Below are 26,418 nucleotides of genomic sequence, written 5' to 3'. Positions count from 1 at the left end.
GGCGGCCTCACGCCCCCTCATCCACAACCCCGGCACAACGGGCCATTGCGGGCAGGGGGGCGGGCTCCCATATTCACTTTCAAGAGAACCTGCCGTTCTCTCTCCCAGCGGCAGGGCGAATGGAATTGAAGCTATGACACAGTATCCCTTGCTTCCCCTGCGCGACATTGTCGTGTTTCCCGGCATGGTCGTGCCGCTGTTCGTCGGCCGCGAGAAGTCGGTCTCCGCGCTCGAGGTGGCTATGGCGGGCTCGAAGGAAATCTTCCTGCTCGCCCAGCTCGATCCGGGCTGCGACGATCCGGACCGCGATGACTTGTATGACACCGGCGTGATCGCCACGGTGCTCCAGTTGCTTAAGCTGCCCGATGGCACGGTGCGCGTGCTCGTCGAAGGGCAGCAGCGCGCCGAACTGAAAGCGCTGACCGTCCAGACCGCCAACGAAGGCGAACTGGTACTGGCCGAAGTCGAGCTGGTTGAGCCTGCCGAAGTCTCCGGCCCCGAAATTGCCGGCACGATGCGCTCGGTGGTTGAGCAATTCGGCGAATATGCCAAGCTTTCCAAGAAGCTGCCGCAGGATGCCGGTTCGCAGCTCGGCGATATCGAGGACGCCGGGAAGCTGGCCGATGCGGTCGCCGCGAACCTGGCCGCGCGCGTGGCGGAAAAGCAGGCCGTGCTGGCCGAGGGCGATCCCTTGAAGCGGCTCGAGATGGTGCTGTCCTTCATGGAGGGCGAACTGGGCGTGCTGCAGGTGGAGCGCAAGATCCGTGGCCGCGTGAAGCGCCAGATGGAAAAGACGCAGCGCGAGTATTACCTCAACGAACAGCTCAAGGCGATCCAGTCGGAGCTGGGCGGCGGCGATGACGGCGAAGGCAACGAGATTGCCGAGCTGGCCGAAAAGATCGAGACGATGAAGCTCTCGAAGGAAGCGCGGGCCAAGGCCACGGCGGAGCTCAAGAAGCTCAAGACCATGCAGCCGATGAGCGCGGAAGCGACCGTCATCCGCAACTACCTTGATGTGCTGCTCGGCCTGCCCTGGGGCAAGAAGTCGAAGCTCAAGAAGGACATCGCGGCTGCGCAGGCGGTGCTTGATGCCGATCACTATGCGCTCGACAAGGTCAAGGACCGCATCATCGAGTATCTTGCGGTGCAGGCGCGCACCAACAAGCTGAAGGGGCCGATCCTGTGCCTCGTCGGCCCGCCGGGCGTGGGCAAGACCTCGCTGGGCAAGTCCATCGCCAAGGCGACCGGGCGCCAGTTCGTGCGCCAGTCGCTGGGCGGCGTGCGCGACGAGGCGGAGATTCGCGGCCACCGGCGCACCTACATCGGCTCGCTGCCGGGCAAGATCGTGACCAATCTCAAGAAGACCGGCACGTCGAACCCGCTGTTCCTGCTCGACGAAATCGACAAGCTGGGCCAGGATTTCCGCGGCGATCCCGCCTCGGCGCTGCTCGAGGTGCTTGACCCGGAGCAGAACGCAAAGTTCCAGGATCATTACCTTGAGCTCGATATCGACCTCTCGGACGTGATGTTTGTGTGCACTGCAAACAGCCTCAACCTGCCGCAGGCGCTGCTCGACCGGATGGAGATCATCCGGCTTGAGGGTTATACCGAGGACGAGAAGGTCGAGATCGCGGAGCGGCACCTGATCGCCAAGCAGATCGAGGCGCATGGGCTCAAGAAGGGCGAGTTCACGTTGGAGCCGGCGGCGCTGCGCGACCTTATCCGCTACTACACCCGCGAGGCGGGCGTGCGCACGCTGGAGCGCGAGATCGCGCGGCTGGCGCGGAAGGCGCTGCGGCGGATCCTTGAGAAGAAGGACACGGCGGTCACCGTCACGCCTGAAAACCTTGCCGACTTCGCCGGGGTGCGCAAGTTCCGCCATGGCATGTCGGACGATGAGAACCAGGTCGGTGCGGTGACAGGTCTGGCCTGGACCGAAGTGGGCGGCGAACTGCTGACGATCGAAAGCGTGACGGTGCCCGGCAAGGGTGCGGTCAAGACCACCGGCAAGCTCGGCGAAGTGATGAGCGAGAGCGTCCAGATGGCGTTCAGCTTCGTCAAGGCGCGCGGGCCGCAATACGGGATCAAGCCTTCGATCTTCAATCGCAAGGACCTCCACATCCACTTGCCCGAGGGCGCAGTGCCCAAGGACGGGCCAAGTGCGGGCGTGGGCATGGTGACGGCGATGGTCTCCACCCTCACCGGCATCCCGGTCCGCGCCGATGTGGCGATGACCGGCGAGGTCACCCTGCGCGGCCGGGTATTGGCAATCGGCGGACTCAAGGAAAAGCTGCTGGCCGCAATGCGCGGCGGCATCACTACGGTGCTGATCCCCGAAGAGAACCGCAAGGACCTCGTCGAGATCCCGGCCAATATCCGCGAAGGGCTGGAGATCATCCCCGTAAGCCATGTCGACGAGGTGCTGGCGCGTGCGCTGGTGGAGCCGACCGAGGCGATCGAATGGACCGAAGCCGACGAAGTGGCGGCGGGGCCGGCACCTGCCCTTACCGGTGGGGCGGCGGTGCCAACCGCGCACTGATCACGCGATTATTGCGGTGCAGCATGAATTTTCATGCTGCACCCTCGCGTTGCAGCATTAACCTTTGAGGAAGCCGCCCCTATCTTCCAATCAGAGGGGGCGGCCTCACTCATCCTGAATGGGCCAGATTCCGGCGCTTTTTCGGCGATTCCGGGCGCTTTTGGCTTTGACAGCCGATTCTTTCTCGGCTCTCTTCGCGCAACCAGAATTTCGATTCAGGCATTCGGTGTTTGCATAAAAACCAATGGGGGTTTCGCAATGAACAAGAACGATCTGATCAGCGCTGTGGCCGATGCGAGCGGTCTTTCGAAGGGTGACGCAACGAAGGCGGTTGAAGCCGTTTTCGAAAGCGTGACCTCTGCGCTGGCCAAGGGTGATGAAGTACGTCTCGTCGGTTTCGGCACGTTCTCGGTCGCCAAGCGCAAGGCCTCCACGGGCCGCAATCCGCGCACGGGCGAACCAATGTCGATCAAGGCTTCGGCCCAGCCGAAGTTCAAGGCCGGCAAGGGCCTGAAGGACGCCGTCAACTAAGCCGGACATCGGCATTTGCGCAGGGCCCCGCAGGCCTCGCGCACAACCCACCAAAAACGCCGCGCCGGGATGCTGGAGCGGCGTTTTTGGTTTTGCGTCTACTTCGCGAGCTTGATCAGCGCGGTGGGCGCGGTTGCGGTGCGCGCATCGACCTTCCAGTCGAGCCGCGAGAGGCCGCCCGCGCTTTCGGCCTGCGGCCCCTCATCGGTGTTGTTGGCGAGAATCTGGCCATCGGTGCGCACGGTGAACGTGCCATCGGCGATCGGAGGGCCTGCGGCACCCGCCTTCGCTCCGGGCTTTGCGCCCACTTTCATTTCGCCCGTTTCCCCGGCCCCCATTGCCCCTGCCATCGCGCCAAGCCCCGGCATCACCGGATTGGCCGCCGCTGTGCTGAAGGCCGGCGCATCGACCCGCACGCTGCCATCGGCGCGGCGGATCAGCGAGACGAACGGCATGACCATCGGCAGACGCTCGATCGTGGGGAAGGTGAAATCGTGGTCGAGCCGCCCGCTGGCGGTATAGTCCACCTCGAACTTGCCGCCGCCCTTGCTGACCACCGAAGCATAGCCCTCCTGCCGCGCGAGGCGCTCAGCAAAGGCTGCGGCGGCCTTGGGGTCATCAGGATCGATGCCGCCCATGAGCGCCTGCATCATCTTGCGGTTCTGCGCGTCCTCGTTCGCCTTGGCCGTCTTGCGTTCCTTTTGCTCGTCGTTCCACTTCGCGCGTTGCTGCTCGATCTCGGCCGCGGTGCAGTCATGCGTCTCGTCGGTTCTCGGATCGGTGCAGGGCTGCTGCTCGAAGGGTTCGGCTGGAATTGCTTCCGCTTTGGCACTTTTGCTGCCCTGCGCCAGCGCCGCCAGAATGATCTCACCCTTGTAGTGGAACGTGAAGGTCCCGTCGCGGCGCAGCAAAAGATCGCTGGCGAACTTGCCGGGCAGCACCATGCACCCGGCAAGGAGCAGAAGTACGGTGGCGGCGCCGAACACAGCGGCGATCCTGCGATTGGATTTCATGGCTCATCCCCCTTTGCGCGAAGGGTGAGGGCCGGCTGGGTCAGTCGGTCTCGCCCCGAGTCGCGACAGCATAGAGCGCAATCGCTGCCGCATTCGATACATTCAGGCTTTCTATCGCGGAAACAATCGGCAGCCGTGCGATGGCATCGCAGTGCTGCGCGACATTCTGGCGTAGCCCTTCGCCTTCTGCGCCGAGGACCAGCGCGACCGGGCCGGCAGGGACCGCAGAGGGAAACACCGCGCTGCCATCGCCATCAAGCCCGATGCGCCAGTAGCCCGCTTCGGCAATCTGTTCGAGCGCGCGGGCGAGATTGACGACGCGCACCCAGGGCACGATTTCAAGCGCGCCCGAGGCGGACTTGGCGATCGTGCCGGATTCGGGCGGTGCATGGCGATCCTGCGTGATCAGCGCGGCGGCACCGAAGGCAGCGCAGCTCCTGAGGATCGCGCCGACGTTGTGCGGATCGGTAACCGAATCGAGCAGGACGAGGGTGCGGCCCTCCGCCTCGTCGAGCACATCGACCAGCGCGACATCGTCGAGCGCGAGGCAATCGAGCACCAGGCCCTGGTGCGGCGCATCGCGCGCGACAAGGCGGGCAAGATCGGCGGCCTGCGCGTATTCGACCGGGAGCGAGGGTGGCAGTTCGGCATCGTTGTCATCGAGCAGCGACTGGATCGCCTCACGCGTGCCCCACAGCTTCTTGGCGCTTCGCAGCGGGTTCGTCAGCGCCGCCTCGACCGCATGGCGGCCCCACAGCCGCACGGCGCCTGTCGAGGCCCGGCCGGAGCCGCGCCCACCCTGCATCCGCCCGGCGCGCCCACGCATCGGCTTGCTGCGGTTCGTGTTTTCATCGCGCTTGGCCATTGCTCGGCTTTCCATGCTTGCAAGATATCGCACGGCCCATGCCAGCCGCCCGATTGACAGGCAAGGCTATTGACAGTTGGGCCATTGACAGGCGCGCGGCGCTTCGCCAAAGGGGCGCCTCACTCGGCCGGAGCCGCCCTTTTTCACGAAGGGGCAGCGCACAATCGGAAGCTCGCTTCCGGACCGGCAACACTGGTGTGGACAGGTGGCCGAGTGGTTAAAGGCAGCAGACTGTAAATCTGCCCGCGCAAGCGTACGCTAGTTCGAATCTAGCCCTGTCCACCACCAGCCGTTCCATGTCGAAACGCAGAACCCCGCGAAATTCTGGGTTTCCGGGCATGTTTTTCGCCTCCGCAGCCCACAAGACACCGCACAGCTTTGCAAGCAGCAGGCCATCGGGCTGGCCAGTGCGAAGCTTCCGACAGCCAGACTTTCGCGCATCGCCACGATCGCCGGGAACCCCGACAAGATGTCTGCGTTGCTGAAGTGGCGCTTCCCCTTGCGCCGCGCACAAGGAGAATGTTCATGTCTATTCTTGATAAGGCAATAGCAGCGATCACACCGCCTGAGAGCGAGGAAGACCGGCTTGCCGCCCGCGCCAAAGCCGAAAACATGGCCGAACCGGGGGACTGGCTTTTCCAGATCCTCGATCATCACCGCGAGATCGAAGCTCAGTTCGCCGCGCTCAAAACAGCAACGTCGGCGGATGCTCGGCGAGCTGGGCAGGAAAAGCTGGCTGAGCTGCTAACCGCCCATTCGATCGCGGAAGAAGCTGCAGTTTATCCCGCCATGGCGGCCCATGCGCAAGTCGGACATGCCGAACTTGCCTATCAGGAACAATCCGCCGCCAAGATGGAGTTGGGCCTCCTCGAACGGCTCGATCCGATGAGCGAGGACTACCGGGACAAGCTCGAGCACATCGAAGGGGCTGTGGCGCACCACGTCTATTCCGAGGAAGGCACGTGGTTCATCGATCTCGCGCAGAGCGCGCCTGACGACGAGCAGGACAAGATCAGCGAGCAATATCATCAGCAGTATGATCGTTATATGAGCGGCGCGATCAACTGACAGCTTTCATACGTACATCGGCGGCCGGCATTGCAGCGCTGTGCAGGCCGCCGATGCGTAGTTGAGGTGCCCAGCAAGTCGTACCGATCGTGCTGGCCCCCGTACTTCAATCGAGCGCGACAGTGGCGACATTGCCGGCATAGTCCTGCTTCGGATCATGCCCGAGCAAGACCTTGATGCTCGCGATCAGGCTCGACCCGTCCAGCCAGATATCGGCCTCGTCGGCATCCAGCCGCAGCAACGCAAGCTTTGGGTCGTCCTTGCCTTCGTACCAGGCGGCAACGTGTGCGTTCCACAGCCGGTCTATCGCCGCAGGGTCGCTGTCGAGAATCAAGGTGCCGCGAACGGCTGCGAAGAGATCGTGGCCCTTGGCGGTAAACGTTGCGACCACAGCTTTGCGGCTGCTGTCGAGAAGCTGCACCAGATCACTGTCCTTCGCCCCGAAAAACCATATCGGGCTGCGATCGCCTTCGAACTGCGCCGTCATCGGGCGAGCATGGCCTCCTTCGGCGCCATCAAGTCCGACCATCATCGTGCGATCGCTCGCGAGTGCGCTCCAGAATTTGGCTTTGAGGTCATCGGGCTTCGCCATGGGGGTGCTCCAGTGTTGTTCTCTGGCCAAACGTGCCAAGTCACCCGGCGGTTCCACCAAAATCATTCCGTAACCAATGCAGGCCTGATCGGCTGAGCGAGCGCGGCATGCCATGCACATCTCCATTTTCCGATTTACATGGCTAAGGTCATCACGCGAAACCAACGGCTCTGGCTCGCTGCCGAGTGACTGTTTCTTCTCGGGCCCGTCGATGTGCGAAATTTGAACTTCCAGAGTCGCCCGCGCGAACCGGCCTGCAAAAGCTGGGCGTACGCTTCGAAGTCACCGAGGCAGTGCTTAATCACGTTTCGGGCGCACGCTCCGGCGTTGCTGGCATCTATCAGCACCATGACTGGCGCGAGGAAAAACAAGCAGCGCTGGAAGCATGGGCGCGCCATGTGGCTGCAATCATCGCGCCAGCCGAGAGGACCAACGTGGTCCCAATCGGCGCTGGGAAGCAATCAGATCAAGCAGTGAAAGTTGGAGCTGAATGACCGACATGTTCAACACTCCGGACTGGCAGGTTATGGGACAAAGCCGTCATTCCTTCGCGCCGTGTTGAACGGCAGATTAAGTGTCAAAACACAACTGCATGTTGTCAGCCGCTTGGTCTCACACCGTCACTGCAATTGGGCGACCTGCCGAAAGTTGTGTCTTGGCGAGAAAGGTCAAAAAGCCGCGCATCTGTTTTCGTGCGCGTTGATCCTCCATCAGCCTCTCACCTGAAGCGCCGAAACAATCGATTCCAATCTGCGGTCGGTCGCCATGTGCTGCGGATATGCGGCGAACACTGGCCAAAGGTCGATCACAGTGCCGCACAGGATTTCCACGAGCGCTCCGTTCTGGACGGATTGGGCGGCGACATAGTCTGGCAGAGCCGCGATCCCTGCGCCGCCAAGCGCCAGATCATGAAGTGCGGAGAAGTCTGAAATGATCGCCACCGGCGCGATCTCAAGAACGCTCTCCTTGTCCTGCCATTTCAGCCTCCATGTGGTTCGAGGAGTATAGGTCCTGGCAGCGAGCAGCCGATGCGACTGCAATTCGTGCGGAGATCGCGGTTCCGGATGCTGGCGCAGATAGGACGGCGCAGCATAGAGCCCGCCCCCGACTGAACCGAGCCGAACTACTTTCCAACCTGACGGCGCCTCGTCCGTGAGTCTTATCGCAACATCATGGGGATCGGCTGACAGGTCGACGTAGCGGTCGGAGAGGTTCAGATGGAACTGCAGGCGAGGGTGCTGTTCCATCAGTCTTGCGATCACGGGAATTACGACCAGGCGCCCGTAGGCGGTCGGCATCGTCATGCGGATCAACCCCGAAAGAACGGCATCCTCACCCTTGATGCGATGCTCGGCCCTGCGCAGGCCCACAAGCGCAGCCCGGGCTTCTTCTGCAAAGATCATGCCTGCTTCTGTCAGGCTGACGTGGCGGGTTGACCGCGCCAGCAAGCGGCAACCGAGATGCTCTTCAAGCTGAGCGATACGCCGGCTCACGGTGGATTGGCTCAGCCCGAGCTCGCGTGCGGCATCGCCGAAGCCGCCCGCGTCGATCACCGTAAGGAACGCTTCGATGGTGCCAAGTTGCGCGCCACTCATTCAGAATTTGCATTAGTCATATCGATCCTATCCAGTTTGCAATCCGCATTATGCATCGACCACTGATCCGATCAAGGAGCGACTTACATGGTTGGTGTTTCACAGGCGGTCCAATCCCGCCGTTCGGTAAGAGCATTCCTGCCCGACCCTGTCCCCGCGGGCACCTTGCATGAAATACTCGAACTCGCGCAGCTTGCGCCGTCGAGCAGCAATTTGCAGCCGTGGCGCGTCTTCGCCGTCACCGGAGCGCCGCTTGCCGATCTGCTGCAACGCGTGCGGGAAACGGCAGCAGCCAATCCGCGTGGCGAGCCGCCCGAATATCCGATCTATGCGCCCGAACTCAAAGACCCTTACAATGCGCGCCGCATAGCCTGCGCGGAGGATCTCTATGGCCATATCGGTGTGGCGCGTGAGAACAAGCTCGGCCGACTGATGCACTTCGCCCGCAATTTCGCCTTCTACGGCGCACCGGTGGGCCTGATCGTGACCATCGACCGCACGATGGAGCGCGGACAATGGGCCGATGTCGGCATCTGGCTTTCGACCTTCATGCTGCTGGCGCAGGAACGCGGTCTTTCGACCTGTGCTCAGGCAGCGTGGGCCGGAATGAACCGGACCGTCCGCAGCGCGCTCGCGATCCCCGACGAAAACCTGATCTATTGCGGCATCGCGCTGGGATATGCTGATCCAGAGGCGCAGATTAACGCGCTGCGCATCGGTCGAGAGCCGGTCGAAGCCGCGGTCACGATGATCGGCTTCGACGAGGCGGGAGAGGCCCGATGACGACACCTCCTCTCGCGCTCGCGCCCGCACCATTCAAGAGCCGCGAGGATATTGCGGCTTTCGTTGAAAGGCCGATTGAAGAGCGCATTGCGGTCTCCTCGACCTATGTGCTGATCGAACGGGCGGCGGCGGAATGGCCCGATGCGCCTGCCATTACCTTCCTGCCACATGGACTTGCGAGCGATGTGCCCGAGAGCCTGTCCTTCGCCGCACTCGCCCGGCGCGTTACAGCCATAGCCAATCTGTTCGTGGAGCTCGGCGTGGGGCGCGGCGACGGAGTGGCGGTGCTGCTGCCGACCATGCCCGATGCCTTTACCACGATCTGGGCGGCCTCAGCCGTTGGGGTGGCAGTTCCGGTCAACCCGCTGCTCCGCCCGGACCACATGGTCGAGATCATGCGCGCAGCCGGGGTCAAGGTGGTGGTCAGCGTAGGCCCGGAGATCGACGCGGATCTTGCTGAAGGCGCGATGAAGGTAGCTGAAGCAGTGGGAGCGAGGCTCGTTATTACGGCAGGCGGCGCACGGTCCGGTGCCCTCGATCTCGAAGCAGCCATCGCTGAACAGCCGGACAATGCGCTGTCTGTTGTGCACCCCACGCTCGATGACATCGCCAGCATCTTCCACACTGGTGGCACCACGGCGCGCCCCAAGCTTGTCGCGCACACGCATCGTAACCAGCTCGTCTGCGCAGTGCAGGTCGCGAGCGGCAGCGACCTTGCTCCGGGCGACGTTCTGCTGAGCGCGCTGCCGACCAACCATGTCATCGCCGGCATCGCAACCGGTCTCACAGTCCTCGCCACTGGCGCGCATATGTTGATCCCGGGGCTGGCGGGCTTCCGCAACCCTTACCTGTTGCAGGACTTCTGGAAGATCGTCGCGCGCCATCGTGTGTCCGGCTTCTCGGCGGTCCCCACTGTGCTGACTGCGCTGATGGGCGTGCCGGTCGACGCCGATATCGCGAGCTTGCGCTATGTCTCGTGTGGGGCAGCGCCGATGCCCTCGGCACTGATCGACGCTTTTGAGGCGAAAACTGGCGCGCGGGTATTCGAATCCTACGGCATGACCGAGGCGACGACGATGGTGTCCAGCAATCCGCGCGGCGCGGCGGGAAGGATCAGTCGGCCTGGCCGCCCCTTACCTCGAATTGCGCATCAGCGACGCGGGCGAGATCCTCATCCGCGGCCCAGCCGTCGTCTCTGGCTACTTCGGGCAGGCGGCTGTCACGGATGCCGAGGGGTGGTTTCCGACCGGTGATCTCGGCCGGCTCGACGAGGACGGCTACCTGTTCCTCACCGGCCGGGCCAAGGATCTCATCATCCGGTCAGGGCACAATATCGACCCTCGGATGATCGAGGACGCGCTTCAGTCGCATCCGGCCGTTGCGCTGGCAGCGGCGGTCGGCCGTCCGGATGGCTATGCCGGCGAGGTGCCCGTCGCTTTCGTGACGCTGCGGGACGGGGCCGAGATTACCGAGGCCGAGCTTGAACGCCACGCCCGCGACCATGTTGCCGAACGTCCGGCAGCTCCGGCCACTGTCACCATTCTGCCCGCTATGCCGCTGACCCTGCTGGGCAAGATCTTCAAGCCCCGGCTCCGCCTGCTCGCTTCGGTCGTAACTCTGCAATCCGCGCTCGACGGCTTGCCGTGCCTGACCAGCGGGACCGCCAAGGTTAGAGCGCCGGACGACGCCGAAGCGAACATCGTGGTCGAACTTCCGAACACCGTCGCACCTGACGCCGAAGCCACCATTCTCGCCGCGGCGCGGGCCCTCCAAATCGCCGTCACCATCGCGCGCGTACCGTACGAAGGAAAAACAACATGACCGCACATGCATCGGCATTTTTTGCGCCAGAGCTGTTTAAGGGGCGCGTCGTCGCCGTCACCGGCGGTGGCAGCGGCATCAATCTCGGGATCGCCGACACGAAGCTTCGGCAACTGTCCTGAAGGATGAGAAACGCTCGAGATCGGCTGGCTTGGACGGGGATTCACAAGGCACTCGTGGTGTCTATGTGATGCTTGCTCGCACCATTCGGAGTGCCGAGTCCATCTAAGTCTCTGAAAAATGGTGCCGCTTAGGTGATTCGAACACCTGACCCCATCATTACGAATGATGTGCTCTACCGACTGAGCTAAAGCGGCGTGCCTCTTGGGCAGGCGCGCGCTTTAGCCAGAGGCTGGGCTCTAGGCAATGGCATTTCGTGGGATTGGCGCCGAGTTCGTGCGATCGCGGTCAAATTGCGCATTTCGGTCGCAAGCGAGAGCCGGGCGGCGTGAGGTGCTGGCTCATGTGCCCAGGGGCCAGCAGGGCAGGATCAGCAGGAAGCGGGTGCCGTCGCTCGTGTCCTCCAGCGTGAGCGAACCACCGTTTCCTTCGATCAGTGCGCGGGCGATGGGCAGGCCGAGGCCGGTGCCGCCCTGGGCGCGCTTGCTGGTGAAGAAGGGTTCGAAGATGCGGGGCCGGTCGTTCGGCGCGATGCCGCTGCCGTTGTCGCTGACCGTGAGCTGCAAGTGGTCGTCGATCAGGGCGGCGGCGAGGGTGACCTGGCCGGCGCCGGCCGCGCGGGCATTGTCGATCAGGGTGGTGAGGGCGGTTTCGAGTGCCGATCCATCGATCCGCAGCCGGGCCGGAATACGCGCAGCGGCGGTGTCGATGGTGAAGTCCGTTGTGCCGAGCCCGTCCGCGATGCGGGCGAGCACGTCGGCGAGATCGCACGAGGCGCCTTCGTGAGGGCGCTGCATGTCGGCCTTGGCGAGATCGAGCAGGCGCGAAATCAGCCGGTTGAGGCGCTGGGTATCGGCGGCCATGTTGGCGAGGAAGCCCGCGTATTCCTCATCCGACATCGCCGAGCCGTGGTCCTGCAGCAGCTCGATTCCGCCGGAAAGGCCGGTGAGCGGGGTCTTGAATTCGTGCGCCAGCGCGGTGGCGAAATCGCGCAGGTAGTGCGAGCGCACTTCGATTGCAGCGGCCATCGTGGCGAAATCCCGGATCAGGCTGTCGATCTCCTGCACGCGCAGCGTGGGCTGGGGCGGGGCCGCGCGCCGGCCTTCGGCGAGCGCGCGCGTCGCGCGGCTGAGCGCTTCGAGCGGGCGCACGATCGTGCGGCCAAGGGCTGCAGTGATCGCCACGAGGAACAGGAAGATCGCCGCCGTACCCGCCGCGATCTTGCCCCGGTCTTCGTACATGCCGCGAAACAACGCGCGCGGCGATCGGGACAGCAGGATGACCCCGACGACGTGACCGTTCGCGATGATCGGGCGGGCATGATGCAGCCGGATGTCGGTCGCGCGGCTGATCCATTCGAGCGCGGAGGACCGGGTATACGACCCGTTATGGCGAAGCGTGGTCACGGGGCTGCCGGCCAGCGCCGTGCGCACTTCGGGGAGCGCGGCCAGCGACTTTCCCGCATCGCGGCCGTTGAGCACCACGCCGTGCCGATCGAGCAGCATGATCGAGGCGAGCGTGATCTGCCGGGTCTGATCGATCACGGGTGACCAGACTTTTGCCATGTCTGCGGCGGCGGGATCAGGCTTCAGCGCGGTCGGCACCGGATCAGGGCGTTCGCCGAGCACGGAACTCGTGCGCAGGTCGATGCTGGTCGAGATGGTGCGGTCATCGTAGTCACGCGGGTCTGCGGCGCGGCTGATCGGCGCAGATGCCGCGTCCCCGGCAAAGCCGAGCGCGGTGCTTGCCGCCAGTGCGCTGCCCTGCGCGATCAGTTCCGCTTCGGTGCGGCGGACCAGCGCGTTCTCGTAGACCCTGAGCCCGATGGCCGCGACGCCCGGCAGTGCGGCCACGACAAGCAGGAGAATGAACATGATCGAGCGCAGCCGCAGCACCGGCCAGAAGCGCGCGATCAGCCGCTTCATTTCCCCAGGCATGGTCCGAGCCGATATCCGATGCCGGCGCGGGTTTCGATCACGTCCGGCGCGCCGCATTGGGCGAACTTGCGGCGCAGGTTGCGGATGTGGCTATCGATCGTGCGATCGGTGACGGCAAAGCCCGGGCCGTGGAGCCGGTCGATCAGCGCATCGCGCGACAGGATGCGGTTGCCGGCCGCCGCCAGCGCCGCCAGCAGCGAGAACTCGGTGACGGTGAGCGCGACTTCCTGATCCTGCCAGAAGGCCTGCCAGCCGGCGGTGTCGATCCGCAACTGGCCGTGCGCCATGTCCGTGCCCGCTGCCTTAGGGGGCGCAGGCGCGGCGCGGCGGAGGATAGCGCCGGCCCGCGCGACCACTTCGCGGGGCGAGAAGGGTTTGACGATATAATCATCGGCGCCCAGTTCGATCCCCAGCACGCGGTCGATCTCCTCATCGCGCGAGGAGAGGAACAGGATCGGCACGGCGCAGTCCATCGCGCGCAGCCGGCGGCAGACTTCGAGCCCGTCCATGCGCGGCATGTTGATATCGAGCACGACCAGATCGGGCAGGGCGGCGGCCACGCTGGCGAGCGCCGCCTCGCCGTCGATCGCTTCCTCGGTGCTCATGCCCGCCTTGGCGAAGGCGAAGGCCAGCACCTGGCGGATATGCGGATCATCATCGACAAGGAGAACCTTGCGGGGGGCGGTACCGGTCATCGGCTGATCTTTCATGGCTTCGCGGGCCGGGTCAATGCGGGTGCGGCTGGTGCGGGGATTACAGGCTCGAGCCCGAGGGCACTGCGCAGTTCGGTGACATCGCGGTGCGTGCAATCGATCCAGCCGTGATCTGCGGGGTTGAGCGCATCCTTGCGCAAAGCCGCGCGCACTTCGGCGAGGCGCAGGGCGCCCAGCACGCTCCAGCGGTACTCGGCGAGATCGCGGGTCAGCTGGGCCTGGGCATTTTCGCGCAGCAGCCGTGCCCACAGGTGGATGGGCTCCGGCGCTGGGCGCTGCTCCAGCTGCGCCAGCGCGGTGAGGGCGGAGACGCCCATGCCCTGCAGATGGCAGATATCGAGCGCGCCGCCGCCGCCGCCGAGTTCGCGGGCATGGGCAAGGTTGTAGCGCGCGGCCACGGAGTTGAGATCGACGAAGCTGCAGCCCAGCAGCAAGGCGAGCGCCGCCGCTGCGTTGGTGTTGATCAGCCAGGCGGCACTCTTGCCGCGCAGCAGGCGCCACATCACGAGCATAAGGCCCAGAGCCACGAGCGCCATCCAGAGCAGCGCGGCGATGCGCAGCTCCGTCAGCGAGTAGACGGCGATATAGTCCATCGTGCGCAGGGCGGCATTGCCTACGAGCAGCACGTTCTGCGCGATCCACACGATAACGAGACGGCGCACCAGCGGCATGGCAGCAGTGGTGGAGCCGGGGCGCAGCGCCACGAGCACGAAACCCGCCGCAAGCAGCGCGGTGACGACCAGCGGATAGGCACCGCGGTGGGCGTATTCCGCCAGCGTCATGCCCTTGGGCAGGGGAGCAAGGCCCCACAGCCACAGCAGGTCCATCGCGTTTTGCAGGGCGAACAGCGCGTTGAACGCGATCAGCGAGAGCTGGACCGAGACGGGCGTGACTCCGGGCAGGGCCAGGTCGCCCCGGCCATCGAAGGTGCCCAGCACGCGCCGGCTCATGCGCGGGCGCAGCAGGCTCCAGGCCATGGTGAACCATGCCGCGCCGAGCAGGAAGCGGACGAACCAGTCATCCGGCGGGGTCAGCGCCAGGGCCTGATCGAACCAGTTCTCGATCACTGGATTGGCCGAGGCGAACAGGCCGAGGATCACGCCGCTGCCGAGAACCGGGAGCACAAGCTGGGGCAGTGCGCGGCGAATCTGTCCCCGCCCGCGTCGGGGGCTGACGCGGATCAGGCGGCGCAGATCGAGCAAGGGGGCGATCCCGGCGCGGAGCGCGTGCAGGATCAGCCGCTGGCTCCAGCCCCAGGCATCGCCGAAGCGCGCCGCAGCCGGCATCAGCGTGCCCATGCCGGCGAATAGCCAGAACAGGCACCAGGCGAGCAGACCCGGATCGATGATCATGGCCAGCGCGGCGATCCCGGCAAGGGCGAAGCTGGTCCGGGCCGCCGCGCGGCGCAGAATGGCAGGGCGCGCCGCAGCCGTGAACCCGAGCAGCAGGAGTTGCAGCGCCCCGAATGCCGGCCAGCCCACCTCCCAGCTGAACATCGCGGCATCCACGACAGCGGCAACGCCGAACGCTCCGCCGAGTTTGAACAGGAAACTTCCCCTGCGTTGCAAGCTAACCATGCTGTGCTCCATTCCATCGATATCCGGGGAATGGGCCGGGGGCGCGGAGGGCTGCCTGCGCGCGGCGTGCAATCCCGATCAGGTTCGCTTGCAGAAAATATGCAGACGTCCTGCCGCGCGAAGCGCAGGCGGCGAATTGCGGCGGGCGGCCAAGCAAGATCGCTTGACGGCAGGCCGCTCCGTGCGAAGAATATCGCCGACCCGTCGGACGCTGCCAAACTTCCGGATTGGTTGGATTATTGCACGGTGCCCGCCCGTTTCAGGCGCCGTGCACAAGGGGCGGGAGGAAGCCGTGGCGTTGGGGATCTGGGACCGGTTCAAGACTTCGCTTGGTCTTGTCTACAAGGCGACGGGAGAGGGCGTCGGGCAGGCTCCCATTTTCAAGCTCGAGAAGTTTTTCGCGGATCTTGCCAAGCGGGAGCGAAGCATTCCGCAGCAAATCGCGGCTTATGTCTGCGTCGGGGAGCAGACCTCGATCGTACTGAAACTGCAAGGCAGCGTGCTGCAACAGGCCTGGCGGTCGCGCCACAGGATCTATCCGATCCGGGATGAGGGCGGCCTCTTCACCAAGCTGGCGGATTGGCGCGTGGACCAGATGATGCGGCTGGGCGAGGTTCTGGCCGCGCTTGATCCCATCACTTACGAATGGGGCTACTTCGGCACGAAGAAATCGCCGGACTGGCTGCGGCATGTCGTGACCCAGTGGCTCGGGCAAGGGCGCAAGAATCAGCCGGTCGAAACGCTCGAGGAACTCGTCAAGGCCGGGGAGCTCGGGTTCGGGGCCGTGCTCGATATCGTGTTCTGCCGCGATGCGGCGCAGTATGGCTCCAACAGTTCGGTGGACCGGTTCGCCGGGGTCGAGCAGATGTTGAGGGACAAGACTGCCGAAGTCGGTGCCGCGCTGGTGGACGCGGGTGCGGATGTGCGGGCCGAAGTGATCGCCACCATCGGCCGCCTGGGTCTGCAAGGGATCTATCTGCCCGTGCTGGTGGAAGCGGCAATCGGCACATCGAAGAAGGTGCGCACCGCGGCGCGGCAGGCGTTGACCGGAAGCCACGGTGGAGCACTCGCCGCCTGCATCACCGAACGCTTTGCCGCTGCAGCGCCGGGTGCGCGGGCCGAACTGGTCGAAGTCGCCGCCCTGACGCTGGGCGATCACGCCGCACCGACACTGGCCCGCCTGCGTGAGGGTGAGACATCGGCCAAGGTGATCGCAGCGTTCGAACGGACTGCCGGGGCGCCGCCCGCGACGGGTGCCACAGACGAGGCGGTCCCGCTCCAGCCGGACGGCGCGCAGGGCTATACCGCCGTCGATGGCACCTGGGTTGCGCTGCCGCCCGCCGAGCCTGGCCCGGGGACGACGCCGTTCGATCGCAGCGCGCTGGCCGTGCTGGCGCCCGCAGCGGATGAGTTCAACCGCTTGCTGGCCAAGGGCAAGGAGGAAGCCGAAAACAACAAGTGGCACTGGTCCAAGCAGTATTCCCCGGTCGATCGCAGCGCGCTGGAACGGATCGCGAAGCTGGCGGAAAGCACGCATCCCATCAGCACCAACCAGAGCCAATTGGGCTGGCTGAACTTTCATCAGCTCCGCCATCCGGCCATCGATCTGTTCCTTGATGATCCGCGCGTGTCGCTGCACCATCTGGTGCGCCTCGTGCTCGGCTCGTCCAATCGGCATTTCTACAGCCTGTTCAATGGCTGGGCCGGCCAGGCGGGTGCTGCGATCCAGCGGCGGATGGCGGCAGGGCTCGATATCCGCACGTTCTATGATGTGTGGCTGGCGAACGGGGGGCAGGACTTCATTGCCGACCATCTGACGCAGCGCTGGTATTGGCCGCAGCCGGACATCGAGGTGTCACTCTGGCCCTTGCTGGCCGAACGGCTGGCGATGCTCGACGAGGCGTTGGGTATGGTCCCGCAATCTGGCGGCAGCCCGATGCGGCTCACCGTCGGGCTCGAACTGCTCGGCCATTTCCCCAAGCTGCCCGCGCGCTACCGATCACGTCTGCTGATCCTTGCCAGCGACACCTCCAGCCATGTGCGCACCCCGGCGCGGGCGCTGCTGGCGGGGACGCCGGGGCTGGGCGAGGCCATCGCGCGGCAGTTGGAGGACGGGCGGCAGGACGTGCGCGCGCAGGCGGCAGACTGGCTCGCCCGGCGCGGCGAGCACGGGGAAGTGCAGGCGATCCGCCGCGCCCTTGCCAAGGACAAGAGCGATCTCGCCCGCGCCGCGATGATTTCCGCGCTGGAGCGGCTGGGTGAGGACGTTTCCGAGTTCTTCGCGCAGGACGCGATGCTCAAGGAGGCGCGGGCCGGCATCGCCAAGCTCAAGATCAAGGCGCTCGATTGGTTCCCGTTCGACCGGTTGCCGCAGCTGCGATGGGACAGTGGGGAGCCGGTCGATCCCCTGCTGCCGCGCTGGTGGGTGCTCCTCGCGGGCAAGCTCAAGCAGCCCGGCGGGAATGCGCTGATGTCGCTGTGGCTCGACCGGCTTGCCCCCGGCGATGCGCACAAGCTGGGCTGGATGGTGCTGACCACGTGGATCGACGAGGACACCCGCACGCCGAGCGACGAGGAGGCCAATGCCCATGCCGCCGCGAATGTCGATGCGGTGCTCAAGCAGAACATCGCCAATGCCAAGCGCTGGCCGCAGAGCGCCGACTACTTCCCCACCGATCGCGCCGTGGTCTTCGCGCGGCTCAAGGCGGGGATGGCATCGACCTATCTGGGCAGCGCGGCGGACAGCAAGGGCATACTCGCGCTCTGCGCGCGGGTGAACGGCGCCGATGCGGCGCAGCGCGTGCGCGCCTTCCTCAAGGACCATGGCGCGCGCGTCTCGCAGGCCAAGGCGCTGCTCGAAGCGCTTGCCGCCAACGGCAGCAGCGCGGCGCTGCAGGTGGTGCTCGCGGCGTCCAACCGTTCGAAGCAGAAGAGCGTGCAGGCCCATGCCGCCGCGCTGATCGATGCGATTGCCGATCGGAACGGCTGGTCGGCGGCGCAGCTGGCCGATCGCACCGTGCCCACCGCCGGCTTCGATGCGGACGGCGTGCTGGAGCTCGATTGCGGCGAGGGGCGGACCTACACCGCGCGGCTTGACGAGCAGGATGCGCTGGTGCTGTTCAACGCCGATGGGCGCGAGGTGAAAGCGCTGCCCGGCCCCCGCATCGACGAGGAACGCCCGGCGGTGGAAGCGGCCAAGAAGCTGCTTTCCAACGCGCGCAAGGAAACCAAACAGGTCATCGCCGCGCAGACCGAGCGGATGAAGGAAGCCATGTGCCTGCAGCGCAGCTGGCCGCGCGAGGATTGGGAGAGCTTCATCGCCGGTCATCCCATCGTCGGGCGCATCGCCGCGCGGCTCATCTGGCAGGGCCTTGATCACGAAGCACAACCGGCGGCGCTGTTCCGCCCGCTGGGCGATGGCAGCTATACCGATCCGGAAGATGGCGATGTCGATCTTGCCGCCTTTGCCGAGATCCGGCTTGCGCATTCCTCGCTGCTCGATGCCGCAGCCATCGCCGCATGGCGCGGGCACCTGGCGGACTATGCGGTGCAATCGCCGTTCGACCAGCTGGGCCGCGATCTGCCGCAGCTGGACCCCGAGCAGGCGAGTGCCCGCGAAATCACAGACCGCGAGGGCTGGATGATCGAGACGTTCAAGCTGCGCGGCGCGGCGGGCAAGCTCGGCTGGCAGCGCGGCCAAGCACAGGATGGCGGCTGGTTCCTAACTTACGAGAAGACCTACCGCGAAGCCGGCCTGCAGGTGGAAATCGAGTTCACCGGCAGCCCCTTGCCCGAAGAAAACCGCCCCGCCGCGCTGCAATCGCTGGCTTTTCGCAAGCTGCGCGGGTCAGGCGCGGGCGGCAATGCCGTGGCGCTGGGCGATGTGCCGCCGGTCCTGCTCGCCGAATGCTGGCGCGACTATCATGATATTGCCGCCAAAGGCACCGGCTTCGATGTGCTGTGGAAGAAGAAGGCCTACGCATGACCGAGCAGACCGAGGCGATCCGCAGACCGGCCGAGCAGCGCTATGCCGCCGAATTGGCCCAGCTTGCGGCGGACGATGCGAAGAATCCGCGCCCGGCCGGCTGGCGGCTTTCGCCGCGTGCGGTGCGCAAGTTCCTGCTCGGGGATTCCCGGCTGGGCATCGCGCGCAAGTTCTATGGCGATGATCCGCTGGCCGACCGCGCCATCGTCAGTCTGATGAGCCAGCAGGGGCTGATGCTGGTGGGGGAGCCGGGCACCGCCAAATCGCTGCTCTCCGAACTGCTCGCCGCCGCCGTTTCCGGCACGTCGGCGCTGGTGGTACAGGGATCGGCGGGGACGACCGAGGATCACATCCGCTACGGCTGGAACTATGCGCTGCTGCTGGCCGAGGGGCCAAGCGAGCGCGCGCTGGTGCCATCGCCCGTGCTCAACGCCATGCGCACCGGCCGGATCGTGCGCTTCGAGGAAATCACCCGCTGCCCGCCCGAAGTGCAGGATGCGCTGATTTCGATCCTATCGGAAAAGGCGCTGGCCCTGCCCGAACTCGGCCCCGATGCGGTGAGCATGGCCGCGCCCGGCTTCAACGTGATCGCCACCGCCAACTTGCGCGATCGCGGCGTCCACGAAATCTCCAGCGCGCTCAAGCGCCGCTTCAATTTCGAGACGGTGCACCCGATCAGCGACCCTGATTTCGAGCGCGAACTCGTGCTGAAGCAGCTGGCCGAGCGGCTGGAACCGGCGGGCATCGTCGTGCGCGGCGAACGGGAAGTGGCCGATCTGCTGGTGCGCACCTTCCAGGACTTGCGCACCGGGCGCACGGCTGAAGGCGTGAACCTCAACCGGCCCGATGCGGTCATGTCCACCGCCGAGGCGGTCAACGTGCTCCATGCCGCCGCGCTGGAGGCGGTCTATCTCGATGATGGGCGGCTTTCGGGCATGCATGTCGCGCGGCAGATCCAGGGCGTGGTGCTCAAGGATTCGCCGGAGGATGGGAAGCGCCTGCGCGCCTATGTCGATCATATCGTGAAGGAGCGCGCCGGGCGTTCTGGCGTTTGGAAGGAATTCTATCAGGCGGCGCGGTCGCTCAAGCTGGGGTGAGCCCGCCGGTGGAAGCGCCCCCACTCCATGATCCCGCGCGCGATCTGTGGATCGTGCCGATCCGGCACCACAGCCCGGCCTGCGCCGCGCATCTCGAGCGGCTGCTGGCGGCGGTCGGGCCGAGGGCCGTGCTGATCGAGGGTCCCCTCGATTTCGAGCCGCTGATCGAGCAGGTCTGCGATCCTCGCACCCGCGCGCCGGTGGCCATTGTCGCGCTGCGCGATGCGGCGAAGGATAGCGGCAACCGCCGCGTGGTCAGCTATTTCCCGTTCTGCAGCCACAGCCCCGAACTCATCGCCCTGCAGACCGCTGCGGCCAGCGGCATTCCCGCGCGCCTGATCGATCTCCCGTCGACCGACCCGGCGATGATGCCGGGCGGCGACGAGGACACCGGTGCCCGCTCGCTGATCGGCGACGAGACACCGTTCGACGTAGGCGACTATGTCACTGCGCTCGCTCGCGAACTCGGCTGCCGCGATGGCAACGAGGTGTGGGACCAACTGTTCGAAAGCCGCATTGCCGAACCTGACTGGGCGCGCTTTTTCGCCGATGTCGGGCAATACTGCGCCTGCATCCGAGGTGCCGTCTCGTCCGATGCGATGACGCGCGATGGCACTCTGGCGCGTGAGGCGCAGATGCGGGCGCTGATCGCGCGGCACCGGGCCGCAACCGAGGGGCCTATCGTGGTCCTTGTGGGCGGCTTCCATGCCGCCGCGCTGATCGATCCCGGCCGCGACAAGGTGGTCGAGCCGAAGCCGGGGGCGGGGCGTTCCTACCTTGTCCGCTTTGGCATGCGGCAGCTCGATGCGCTGGCGGGATACGGCGCCGGCCTTGCGCTGCCGGGTTTCTACGAACGGCTGTGGCAGGCGCGCGAGACGGGCGGCAAGGCGCTGGCGCTGGATATCATCACCGGCTTTGCGGCGCATCTGCGCGGCACGGACCTTGCGCCGCCCAGCTTGCCGGTCGTGCTCAACGCGGTCGAACAGGCCGAGCGCCTTGCCGCGCTGCGTGGGCGGCCGTTTCCCGCGCGCGACGATATCATCGACGCGGTGCGCTCCAGCTTCATCAAGGACGAAATACCGGTGGGCGAGGTGCCGCTCCTCGCGGAGCTCAGGGCCTGGCTGACCGGCAGCGCGATCGGCGATGTGCCACCATCGGCCGGATCGCCCCCGCTGGTCGAAGCGGTGCGCGAAAGGGCGCGGGCGCTGGGCTTCACGATTGCCGATGGCGAGCGGCGCACGCGCGAACTCGATATCTACCGCAAGCCGCGCCACCGCGAAGCGAGCCGTCTTTGCCACGCGATGGCGCTGATCGGTTCCGACTTTGCGCAGCGCACGGCCGGCCCCGATTTCCGCAACGATGCCGGGCTCGACCGACTGCACGAGATCTGGTCGGTGTGCTGGTCGCCGAATGTGGAGACCCGGCTGATCGAGCTCTCCGAAGTGGCGGACACGCTGACCGAAGCGCTGGCGGCGGTGCTGGCCGAGAAGCTGGCCAAGCTTTCGCAGCAGGGCCGCGGGCGCAGCGCGATTGCGGCAATCGATCTCTATGCGGCGGCGTGCCGGGCCGGGCTTGGCGAGGCGGCAGACGCGGTGCTCGATGCGGTCGAGCGCCATGTGCTTGATGATCCCGAACTGGCCTCCCTCATCGCCGCGCTGACCGATCTCGTGCTCCTGCGCCGCAGCCGCGAGGTGCTGGCGATTGCCGATACCACCACGCTCGACCGGATCATGGCCGCCGCCTGGCGCCGTATCCTCGTCCTGCTCCCTGAACTGGCCTATTGCGGGGAGGATCAACTGCGCCCGGCCATTGCCGCGCTGGCCGATCTGCGCGGACTGATCGAGCTTGCCCGTTCGTCTGGCGCACCGCTCGATCTTGCCCTGTTCGACGAGGCGCTGGCCCGGCTCGGTGAGGCTGAACTCGATCCCATGCTCGCCGGTGCGGTGACCGCCTTTGCCCTGACCGGCGGCCAGATCGCCCCCGCCGCGCTGGAGCAGCGGCTGCGCGGCGAACTGGCCAGCGGCTATGTCGAGCCTGCCGACCGGCTGGCGTTCCTTGGCGGCGTGGTCGCAATCGCGCGCGAGCTGCTGTGGACGACGCCGGTGATCATCTCCGCGCTCAACGATGTGGTGGCGGGGGCGAGCGAGGAGGCCTTCGTTGCGCTGCTGCCCCACTTGCGCCTCGCGCTCATGCCGCTTGACCCGCGCGAGACAGACCGGTTGGCGAGCGAAGTTGCCGATCTCATCGGTGCCGATCCGAACCGCCTTGCCGTGCTGGTCGCACTTCCCGAAGACGATTTCGCCGCCAACCTCGCGCTTGACCGCGAATTGCACGCCATTCTCGAACGCGATGGCCTCGCATGACCGACCCGCAGCTCCTGCGCCGCTGGCGCCTTGCGCTGGGCCGCTATGCCGAGCGCGCCCTGCCATCCTCCGAGCTTTCCGGCGCGGACCTGCGGGCGGACCGCGCGCTCGATTATCTCTACGCGCGCGAGATGGAGAAGCGCGGGCTCCGGCGCGGCAAGCAGGGCGGCGGCGCGGGTGGTTCGCTCGATCCGACCCGCCTGACGCCGCTCGGCTGGCTTGGCGAGCTGCGCGATCTGTTTCCGCAGTCGGTCTATGAAACCGTGCAGGCCCACGCGATCGACAATCTCGGGATGAGCGAACTGCTGTCCGATCCGGCAGTGCTCGATGCGCTTGAGCCGAACCGCGACCTGCTCAAAGCCCTGATCGCCTTCAAGGGTGCGGCCAATCCGGCGGCGCGCGAGAAGATCCGCGAGGTGACCCGCAAGGTGGTGGAGGAGATACTCCGGCAGCTCCGCCCCCGGGTCGAGGCCGCGCTGGCCGGCAAGCCGAACCGCTTCCGCCGCAGCCAGCTCAAGTCGATGAAGAACTTCGCCTGGCGCGAGACGATCCGCGATAACCTGAAGAACTGGGACAGCGAGCGCGGCCGGATCGTGGCGGATCGGCTGCGTTTTCATGGTCGCAGCCGGCGGCGCCTGCCCTGGACGATCATCCTCTGCGTCGATCAGTCGGGCTCGATGCTGTCCTCGACGATCTATGCCGCGGTCATGGCCTCGATCCTCACCGCGCTGCCATCGGTGGAGGTCAAGCTGGTGGTGTTCGATACCGCCATCGTCGATCTTTCGAGCGAGGCGCATGATCCGGTCGAAGTGCTGATGTCGGTCCAGCTGGGCGGGGGGACCAATATCGGCGCGGCGACGGAGTACTGCGAGGGTCTCGTCACCCAGCCGACGCGCACGATCTTCGTCCTCATCAGCGATTTCGAGGAAGGCGCGCCGGTCGGCCGGCTGCTTTCGGCGGTGCGCCGGATGGCCTCGGCGCGGATCACCATGCTCGGTCTCGGCGCGCTGAGCGACGATGCCGCGCCGGTCTATGATCGGCGGATGGCGGAACGGCTGGCGGGCTGCGGCATGGAGATCGCCGCGCTCACCCCGGACCGGTTCGCCGAATGGATCGGGGCGCGGATCGCATGATCGACCCGGCCTTGCGCCAGAGCCTTGCGGCCTATGATGATGCCGCGCTGGCGGCGCTCGCCAATCCGGGGCTGGTGCGCCGCGCGCATCGCGATCTGGACGAGGGTAAGGTGCGCCTGATCGCGGGATCGCCCGGCAAGGCTGAAGTAGAAGCCGACGGCCATCTGGTGGTGCTCGATGCGCGGGGGCCCGGCGCGGCGCCGTGTGCGTGCAAGTCGGCCGCGATGTGCCGCCACCGGATCGCGGCGGTGCTCTTTGTGCTGGCGCCGACCACAGAGGAACCCGCGGGCGAGGAAACGCCGCCACAAGCCGCCGATCCGCACGAACTGCTGGCAGCCTTCGATCCCCCCGCGCTTGAGCGCTGGGCCGGCAAGGCGAGCTGGCGTGCGGCGCTGGAAATGGCGGGCGAACCGGCCAAGGTCGATGTGCAGGCCAATGCAATCGCGGTCGAACTGGGCGGACTTGAAGGGGCCATCCTGATCCTGCGCGGCCAGAGTTTTGACGGTATCATCTCGAAAGCGCCCAAAGCCCAGCGCAAGGCGCTCCATGCCGCCGCCGTTCTTGCCGCGCGCCGCCAGTTCGGCCTTGCCGTGCCGGATACGGAGGCCGATGCGCTTGCAGCTGCGCCGTCCGCCTTCGTGCCCGAGCCTGCGTTCCTTGCGGGCATTGCCCGCGCGCTGGGCGAGGTGGCGGCGCTGGGCTTCAATCTGGCGCCGGTCCCGCTCGAGGAATCCCTGTTCGAGCTTTCCGTCTCCTCGCGCGCGGACGCCCTGCCGCGCCTTGCTGCCATGCTGCGCGCCATCGCCGCGCAGATCCGTTTGCGCCGTCAGCGGGCCCTGTCGTTCGATCCTGATACCCTGCTCGAACAGACTTCCACCGCCTTCGCCCTCACGCGCGCACTCACTGCCGGGGACGCGGACCGGCAGGCGGCGCTGGTCGGGCAGGTGCGGCGCAGCTTTGCGCCAACGGCCCCGCTCGATCTGATCGGCTGCGGCGGCGAGCGCTGGCGCACCCCTACTGGCGCGCGCGGGGTGACCGCGTGGTTCGTTGAAGCGGGCAGCGGCCGCTGGCTGAGCACGAGCCTTGCGCGCGGGCCCGGGCAGGATCCGCAATTCATGCCCGGTGATGCATGGCACCATCAGGCGATGTGGCAGGCGGGGCCGCTCGCCACGCTGGCCCATGCCCGGCTGGCGCTGGAAGGCGCGAACATCTCGCCCGATGGCCGCCTTTCCGCACCCGCTGCGGCGCGCGCCGCGATTGTCGAGGCGCGCGCCGCGCCGACCGCCGATCTGCCAGGCACGGTGCGCACATGGGCCGATTTGCGCGGGGTGCATCAGGCGCAATCCGGGCTGGGGCTCGATGCCGGGCGCGGTCCCGCCGCCTGCCTGCTGGCGCCAGCGCGGACAGCCGCGCCCTTTTTCGATGATTTCGCGCAGCAACTGGTCTGGCCGGTGATGGACGAGACCGGCGCATGGCTGGCCCTGACGCTGGATCACGATGAGCAGGCTGACACCGCGATTGAAGCGCTGGAGGCCACGGTCAGTCGCGGCTGGCAGGGGCTGGTGCTGGTGAAGATCAGCCGCGAGCGGCAGGGGCTGGCGCTCACCCCGATCACGTTGATCGGTGAGGGTCATCCGGTCGATCTCACGCTGTGGCGGAAGCCGGGTTGGACAGGCAGGATCGCAGAGCAAAGTTGGCTCGCGCGGTTGCGCCAGCGCCGGTCGGGGAGCCGAACCTTCACGCGCCTGCCGCGAGACGGCACGCAGAGCGCGCTCGATGCGGCGTGGCAGCACCTGATCGACCGCCTCGAAGCGGGCCCCGGCCTGCAGGCCATGCTGGAAAGTGCCCGCGCCGCGCATGCAGGTCGGCTCGATTCCTTCGGAATGCCGGTTCTGGCGGAATTGCTGCGCAAGGACAGCAGCGCCGAGGCGCTGCTGGCTGCCGCCTATGCTCTCTTGATCGCCCGCCAGCAGCGTTCGGCTATTCCGTTGCTGGCGTGACTTCGTCCGCTTCGCCGGGGGCGTGATGCCGCTTCCGATAGAGCTCCGCCGGGCGGAACGCCGATGCCGTTTCGCGTTGCCCGGTCGGCTCGATCCAGCCCGTATCGAGCATGCGCCTGCGGAAGGCGGGCTTCTTGAAGCGGGTGCCAATGATAGCTTCATGCACGGTCTGCAGATCGCGCAGGGCGAACCGTTCGGGCAGGAGTGCGAGGGCGACCGGCGAATAGCCCAGCTTGCCGCGCAGCCGCTCATGCGCGGTTTGCACGATCAGGGCATGATCGAACGCAAGCGGTGCGTCCGCCTCGCCGACCGGCGCAAGCGAAAGGTCCGTGCGCGCCGCCACTGCCTCGGCAAGCCGCGCGTGCGGGAGCAATGCGAAATAGGCGACGCTCACCGTGCGCATGCGCGGATCGCGCTGCGGATCGCCGAAGGTGTAAAGCTGCTCCAGCCACGCACCATCGCCCGCCGCAAAGCCCGCCTTTTCGATCAGGACCCGCCGCGCGGCATCATCCAGCTTTTCGTGCGGCTGGACGAAGCCACCGGGCAGGGCGGGGCAGCCGGCGAACGGTTCGCTGCTGCGCCGCTGGAGCAGGACGGCGAGCCGCCCGTCTGCCACGGTCATCAGTACGAGATCGACAGTTACGGCCACGGGGGCTTGGGTCATGAATCAAGGTTACACATTGACA

General features: G+C 66.2%; 21 protein-coding genes and 2 tRNA genes. 14 read left to right on the top strand and 9 right to left on the bottom strand.

The window, feature by feature from the left end; translation table 11 throughout:
• The first annotated feature begins 133 nt into the window (after positions 1–133).
• Together lon and ACODS2_RS17785 are read left to right on the top strand one after the other, a co-directional pair.
• Entirely contained in the window at positions 134–2,539 is a 2,406-nt protein-coding gene (gene lon / locus ACODS2_RS17790) for an endopeptidase La (protein WP_489000015.1), read from the top strand.
• Positions 2,540–2,797: 258 nt separating this feature from the next.
• Positions 2,798–3,070 carry an HU family DNA-binding protein gene (locus ACODS2_RS17785; RefSeq protein WP_489000079.1) on the top strand — a complete coding sequence of 91 codons (273 nt, stop codon included), beginning with the start codon at positions 2,798–2,800 and terminating at the stop codon, positions 3,068–3,070.
• Positions 3,071–3,168: 98 nt separating this feature from the next.
• On the opposite strand, the gene ACODS2_RS17780 is transcribed toward ACODS2_RS17785, so the two are convergent.
• Positions 3,169–4,083, bottom strand: coding sequence for a hypothetical protein (locus tag ACODS2_RS17780; protein ID WP_489000014.1), 915 nt, complete (start codon positions 4,081–4,083; stop codon positions 3,169–3,171).
• A 40-nt stretch (positions 4,084–4,123) separates the two neighbouring features.
• Complete coding sequence (gene rlmB / locus ACODS2_RS17775; protein WP_298169349.1) at positions 4,124–4,948, bottom strand: 23S rRNA (guanosine(2251)-2'-O)-methyltransferase RlmB; 825 nt, start codon at positions 4,946–4,948, stop codon at positions 4,124–4,126.
• 199 nt (positions 4,949–5,147) lie between these two features.
• Between rlmB and ACODS2_RS17770 the strand changes: the two genes are divergently transcribed.
• A tRNA-Tyr gene (locus ACODS2_RS17770) sits at positions 5,148–5,233 on the top strand.
• 240 nt (positions 5,234–5,473) lie between these two features.
• Positions 5,474–6,016 carry a hemerythrin domain-containing protein gene (locus tag ACODS2_RS17765; RefSeq protein ID WP_489000013.1) on the top strand — a complete coding sequence of 181 codons (543 nt, stop codon included), beginning with the start codon at positions 5,474–5,476 and terminating at the stop codon, positions 6,014–6,016.
• 106 nt (positions 6,017–6,122) lie between these two features.
• Here ACODS2_RS17765 and ACODS2_RS17760 read toward each other — a convergent pair whose 3' ends face one another.
• Complete coding sequence (locus ACODS2_RS17760) at positions 6,123–6,722, bottom strand: pyridoxamine 5'-phosphate oxidase family protein (protein WP_489000012.1); 600 nt, start codon at positions 6,720–6,722, stop codon at positions 6,123–6,125.
• Positions 6,723–6,793: 71 nt separating this feature from the next.
• On the opposite strand from ACODS2_RS17760, the gene ACODS2_RS17755 reads away from it, so the two are divergent.
• Positions 6,794–7,102 (top strand): hypothetical protein, encoded by a 309-nt coding sequence (locus ACODS2_RS17755; protein WP_489000011.1) that lies wholly within the window; start codon positions 6,794–6,796, stop codon positions 7,100–7,102.
• 216 nt (positions 7,103–7,318) lie between these two features.
• Here ACODS2_RS17755 and ACODS2_RS17750 read toward each other — a convergent pair whose 3' ends face one another.
• The gene (locus ACODS2_RS17750) at positions 7,319–8,203 is read right to left on the bottom strand and encodes a LysR family transcriptional regulator (RefSeq protein WP_489000010.1); all 885 of its coding nucleotides are present in this window, start codon (positions 8,201–8,203) and stop codon (positions 7,319–7,321) included.
• Between the two features lie 87 nt (positions 8,204–8,290).
• Here ACODS2_RS17750 and ACODS2_RS17745 point away from each other — a divergent pair, with 87 nt between their 5' ends.
• Genes ACODS2_RS17745 through ACODS2_RS17730 form a run of 4 tightly spaced genes read left to right on the top strand, consistent with a single transcriptional unit; the run spans position 8,291 to position 10,929 of the window.
• Positions 8,291–8,986: a nitroreductase gene (locus ACODS2_RS17745; protein ID WP_489000009.1), complete on the top strand. Its 696-nt coding sequence runs from the start codon at positions 8,291–8,293 to the stop codon at positions 8,984–8,986.
• Complete coding sequence (locus tag ACODS2_RS17740; protein ID WP_489000008.1) at positions 8,983–10,239, top strand: AMP-binding protein; 1,257 nt, start codon at positions 8,983–8,985, stop codon at positions 10,237–10,239. Before ACODS2_RS17745 ends, ACODS2_RS17740 begins: the two co-directional genes overlap by 4 nt.
• On the top strand, positions 10,130–10,807 hold the full coding sequence (locus ACODS2_RS17735; protein WP_489000007.1) for an AMP-binding enzyme: 678 nt from the start codon (positions 10,130–10,132) through the stop codon (positions 10,805–10,807). Before ACODS2_RS17740 ends, ACODS2_RS17735 begins: the two co-directional genes overlap by 110 nt.
• The gene (locus ACODS2_RS17730; RefSeq protein WP_489000006.1) at positions 10,804–10,929 is read left to right on the top strand and encodes a hypothetical protein; all 126 of its coding nucleotides are present in this window, start codon (positions 10,804–10,806) and stop codon (positions 10,927–10,929) included. The genes ACODS2_RS17735 and ACODS2_RS17730 overlap by 4 nt, the downstream gene beginning before the upstream one ends.
• Before the next feature lie 119 nt (positions 10,930–11,048).
• On the opposite strand, the gene ACODS2_RS17725 is transcribed toward ACODS2_RS17730, so the two are convergent.
• The 4 genes from ACODS2_RS17725 to ACODS2_RS17710 form a co-directional block, all read right to left on the bottom strand.
• Positions 11,049–11,124, bottom strand: a tRNA-Thr gene (locus ACODS2_RS17725).
• Between the two features lie 144 nt (positions 11,125–11,268).
• Positions 11,269–12,864: a sensor histidine kinase gene (locus tag ACODS2_RS17720; protein WP_489000005.1), complete on the bottom strand. Its 1,596-nt coding sequence runs from the start codon at positions 12,862–12,864 to the stop codon at positions 11,269–11,271.
• On the bottom strand, positions 12,849–13,559 hold the full coding sequence (locus tag ACODS2_RS17715) for a response regulator transcription factor (protein ID WP_489000004.1): 711 nt from the start codon (positions 13,557–13,559) through the stop codon (positions 12,849–12,851). Before ACODS2_RS17715 ends, ACODS2_RS17720 begins: the two co-directional genes overlap by 16 nt.
• Positions 13,560–13,570: 11 nt before the next feature.
• A complete protein-coding gene (locus ACODS2_RS17710) occupies positions 13,571–15,154 on the bottom strand; it encodes a DUF4153 domain-containing protein (protein ID WP_489000003.1) in 1,584 nt (527 codons plus the stop codon).
• A gap of 268 nt (positions 15,155–15,422) precedes the next feature.
• Between ACODS2_RS17710 and ACODS2_RS17705 the strand changes: the two genes are divergently transcribed.
• From ACODS2_RS17705 to ACODS2_RS17685, 5 genes are read left to right on the top strand one after another with little or no spacing between them, the layout of a single operon-like run.
• Complete coding sequence (locus ACODS2_RS17705) at positions 15,423–19,139, top strand: DUF4132 domain-containing protein (protein WP_489000002.1); 3,717 nt, start codon at positions 15,423–15,425, stop codon at positions 19,137–19,139.
• Positions 19,136–20,236 (top strand): ATP-binding protein, encoded by a 1,101-nt coding sequence (locus tag ACODS2_RS17700; protein ID WP_489000001.1) that lies wholly within the window; start codon positions 19,136–19,138, stop codon positions 20,234–20,236. Before ACODS2_RS17705 ends, ACODS2_RS17700 begins: the two co-directional genes overlap by 4 nt.
• Positions 20,237–20,244: 8 nt before the next feature.
• On the top strand, positions 20,245–22,599 hold the full coding sequence (locus ACODS2_RS17695; RefSeq protein ID WP_489000000.1) for a DUF5682 family protein: 2,355 nt from the start codon (positions 20,245–20,247) through the stop codon (positions 22,597–22,599).
• Positions 22,596–23,732 carry a VWA domain-containing protein gene (locus tag ACODS2_RS17690; RefSeq protein WP_488999999.1) on the top strand — a complete coding sequence of 379 codons (1,137 nt, stop codon included), beginning with the start codon at positions 22,596–22,598 and terminating at the stop codon, positions 23,730–23,732. Before ACODS2_RS17695 ends, ACODS2_RS17690 begins: the two co-directional genes overlap by 4 nt.
• The gene (locus ACODS2_RS17685) at positions 23,708–25,732 is read left to right on the top strand and encodes a hypothetical protein (RefSeq protein WP_488999998.1); all 2,025 of its coding nucleotides are present in this window, start codon (positions 23,708–23,710) and stop codon (positions 25,730–25,732) included. Before ACODS2_RS17690 ends, ACODS2_RS17685 begins: the two co-directional genes overlap by 25 nt.
• Here ACODS2_RS17685 and ACODS2_RS17680 read toward each other — a convergent pair.
• Positions 25,713–26,396, bottom strand: coding sequence for an NUDIX hydrolase (locus ACODS2_RS17680; RefSeq protein WP_488999997.1), 684 nt, complete (start codon positions 26,394–26,396; stop codon positions 25,713–25,715). The genes ACODS2_RS17685 and ACODS2_RS17680 overlap by 20 nt on opposite strands.
• Positions 26,397–26,418 lie beyond the last annotated feature (22 nt).

The organism is Novosphingobium sp. FG137 (genome assembly GCF_057809735.1).
The sequence above is the reverse complement of the archived record's forward strand: the minus strand, read 5'-3'. Positions and strand labels throughout refer to the sequence as shown.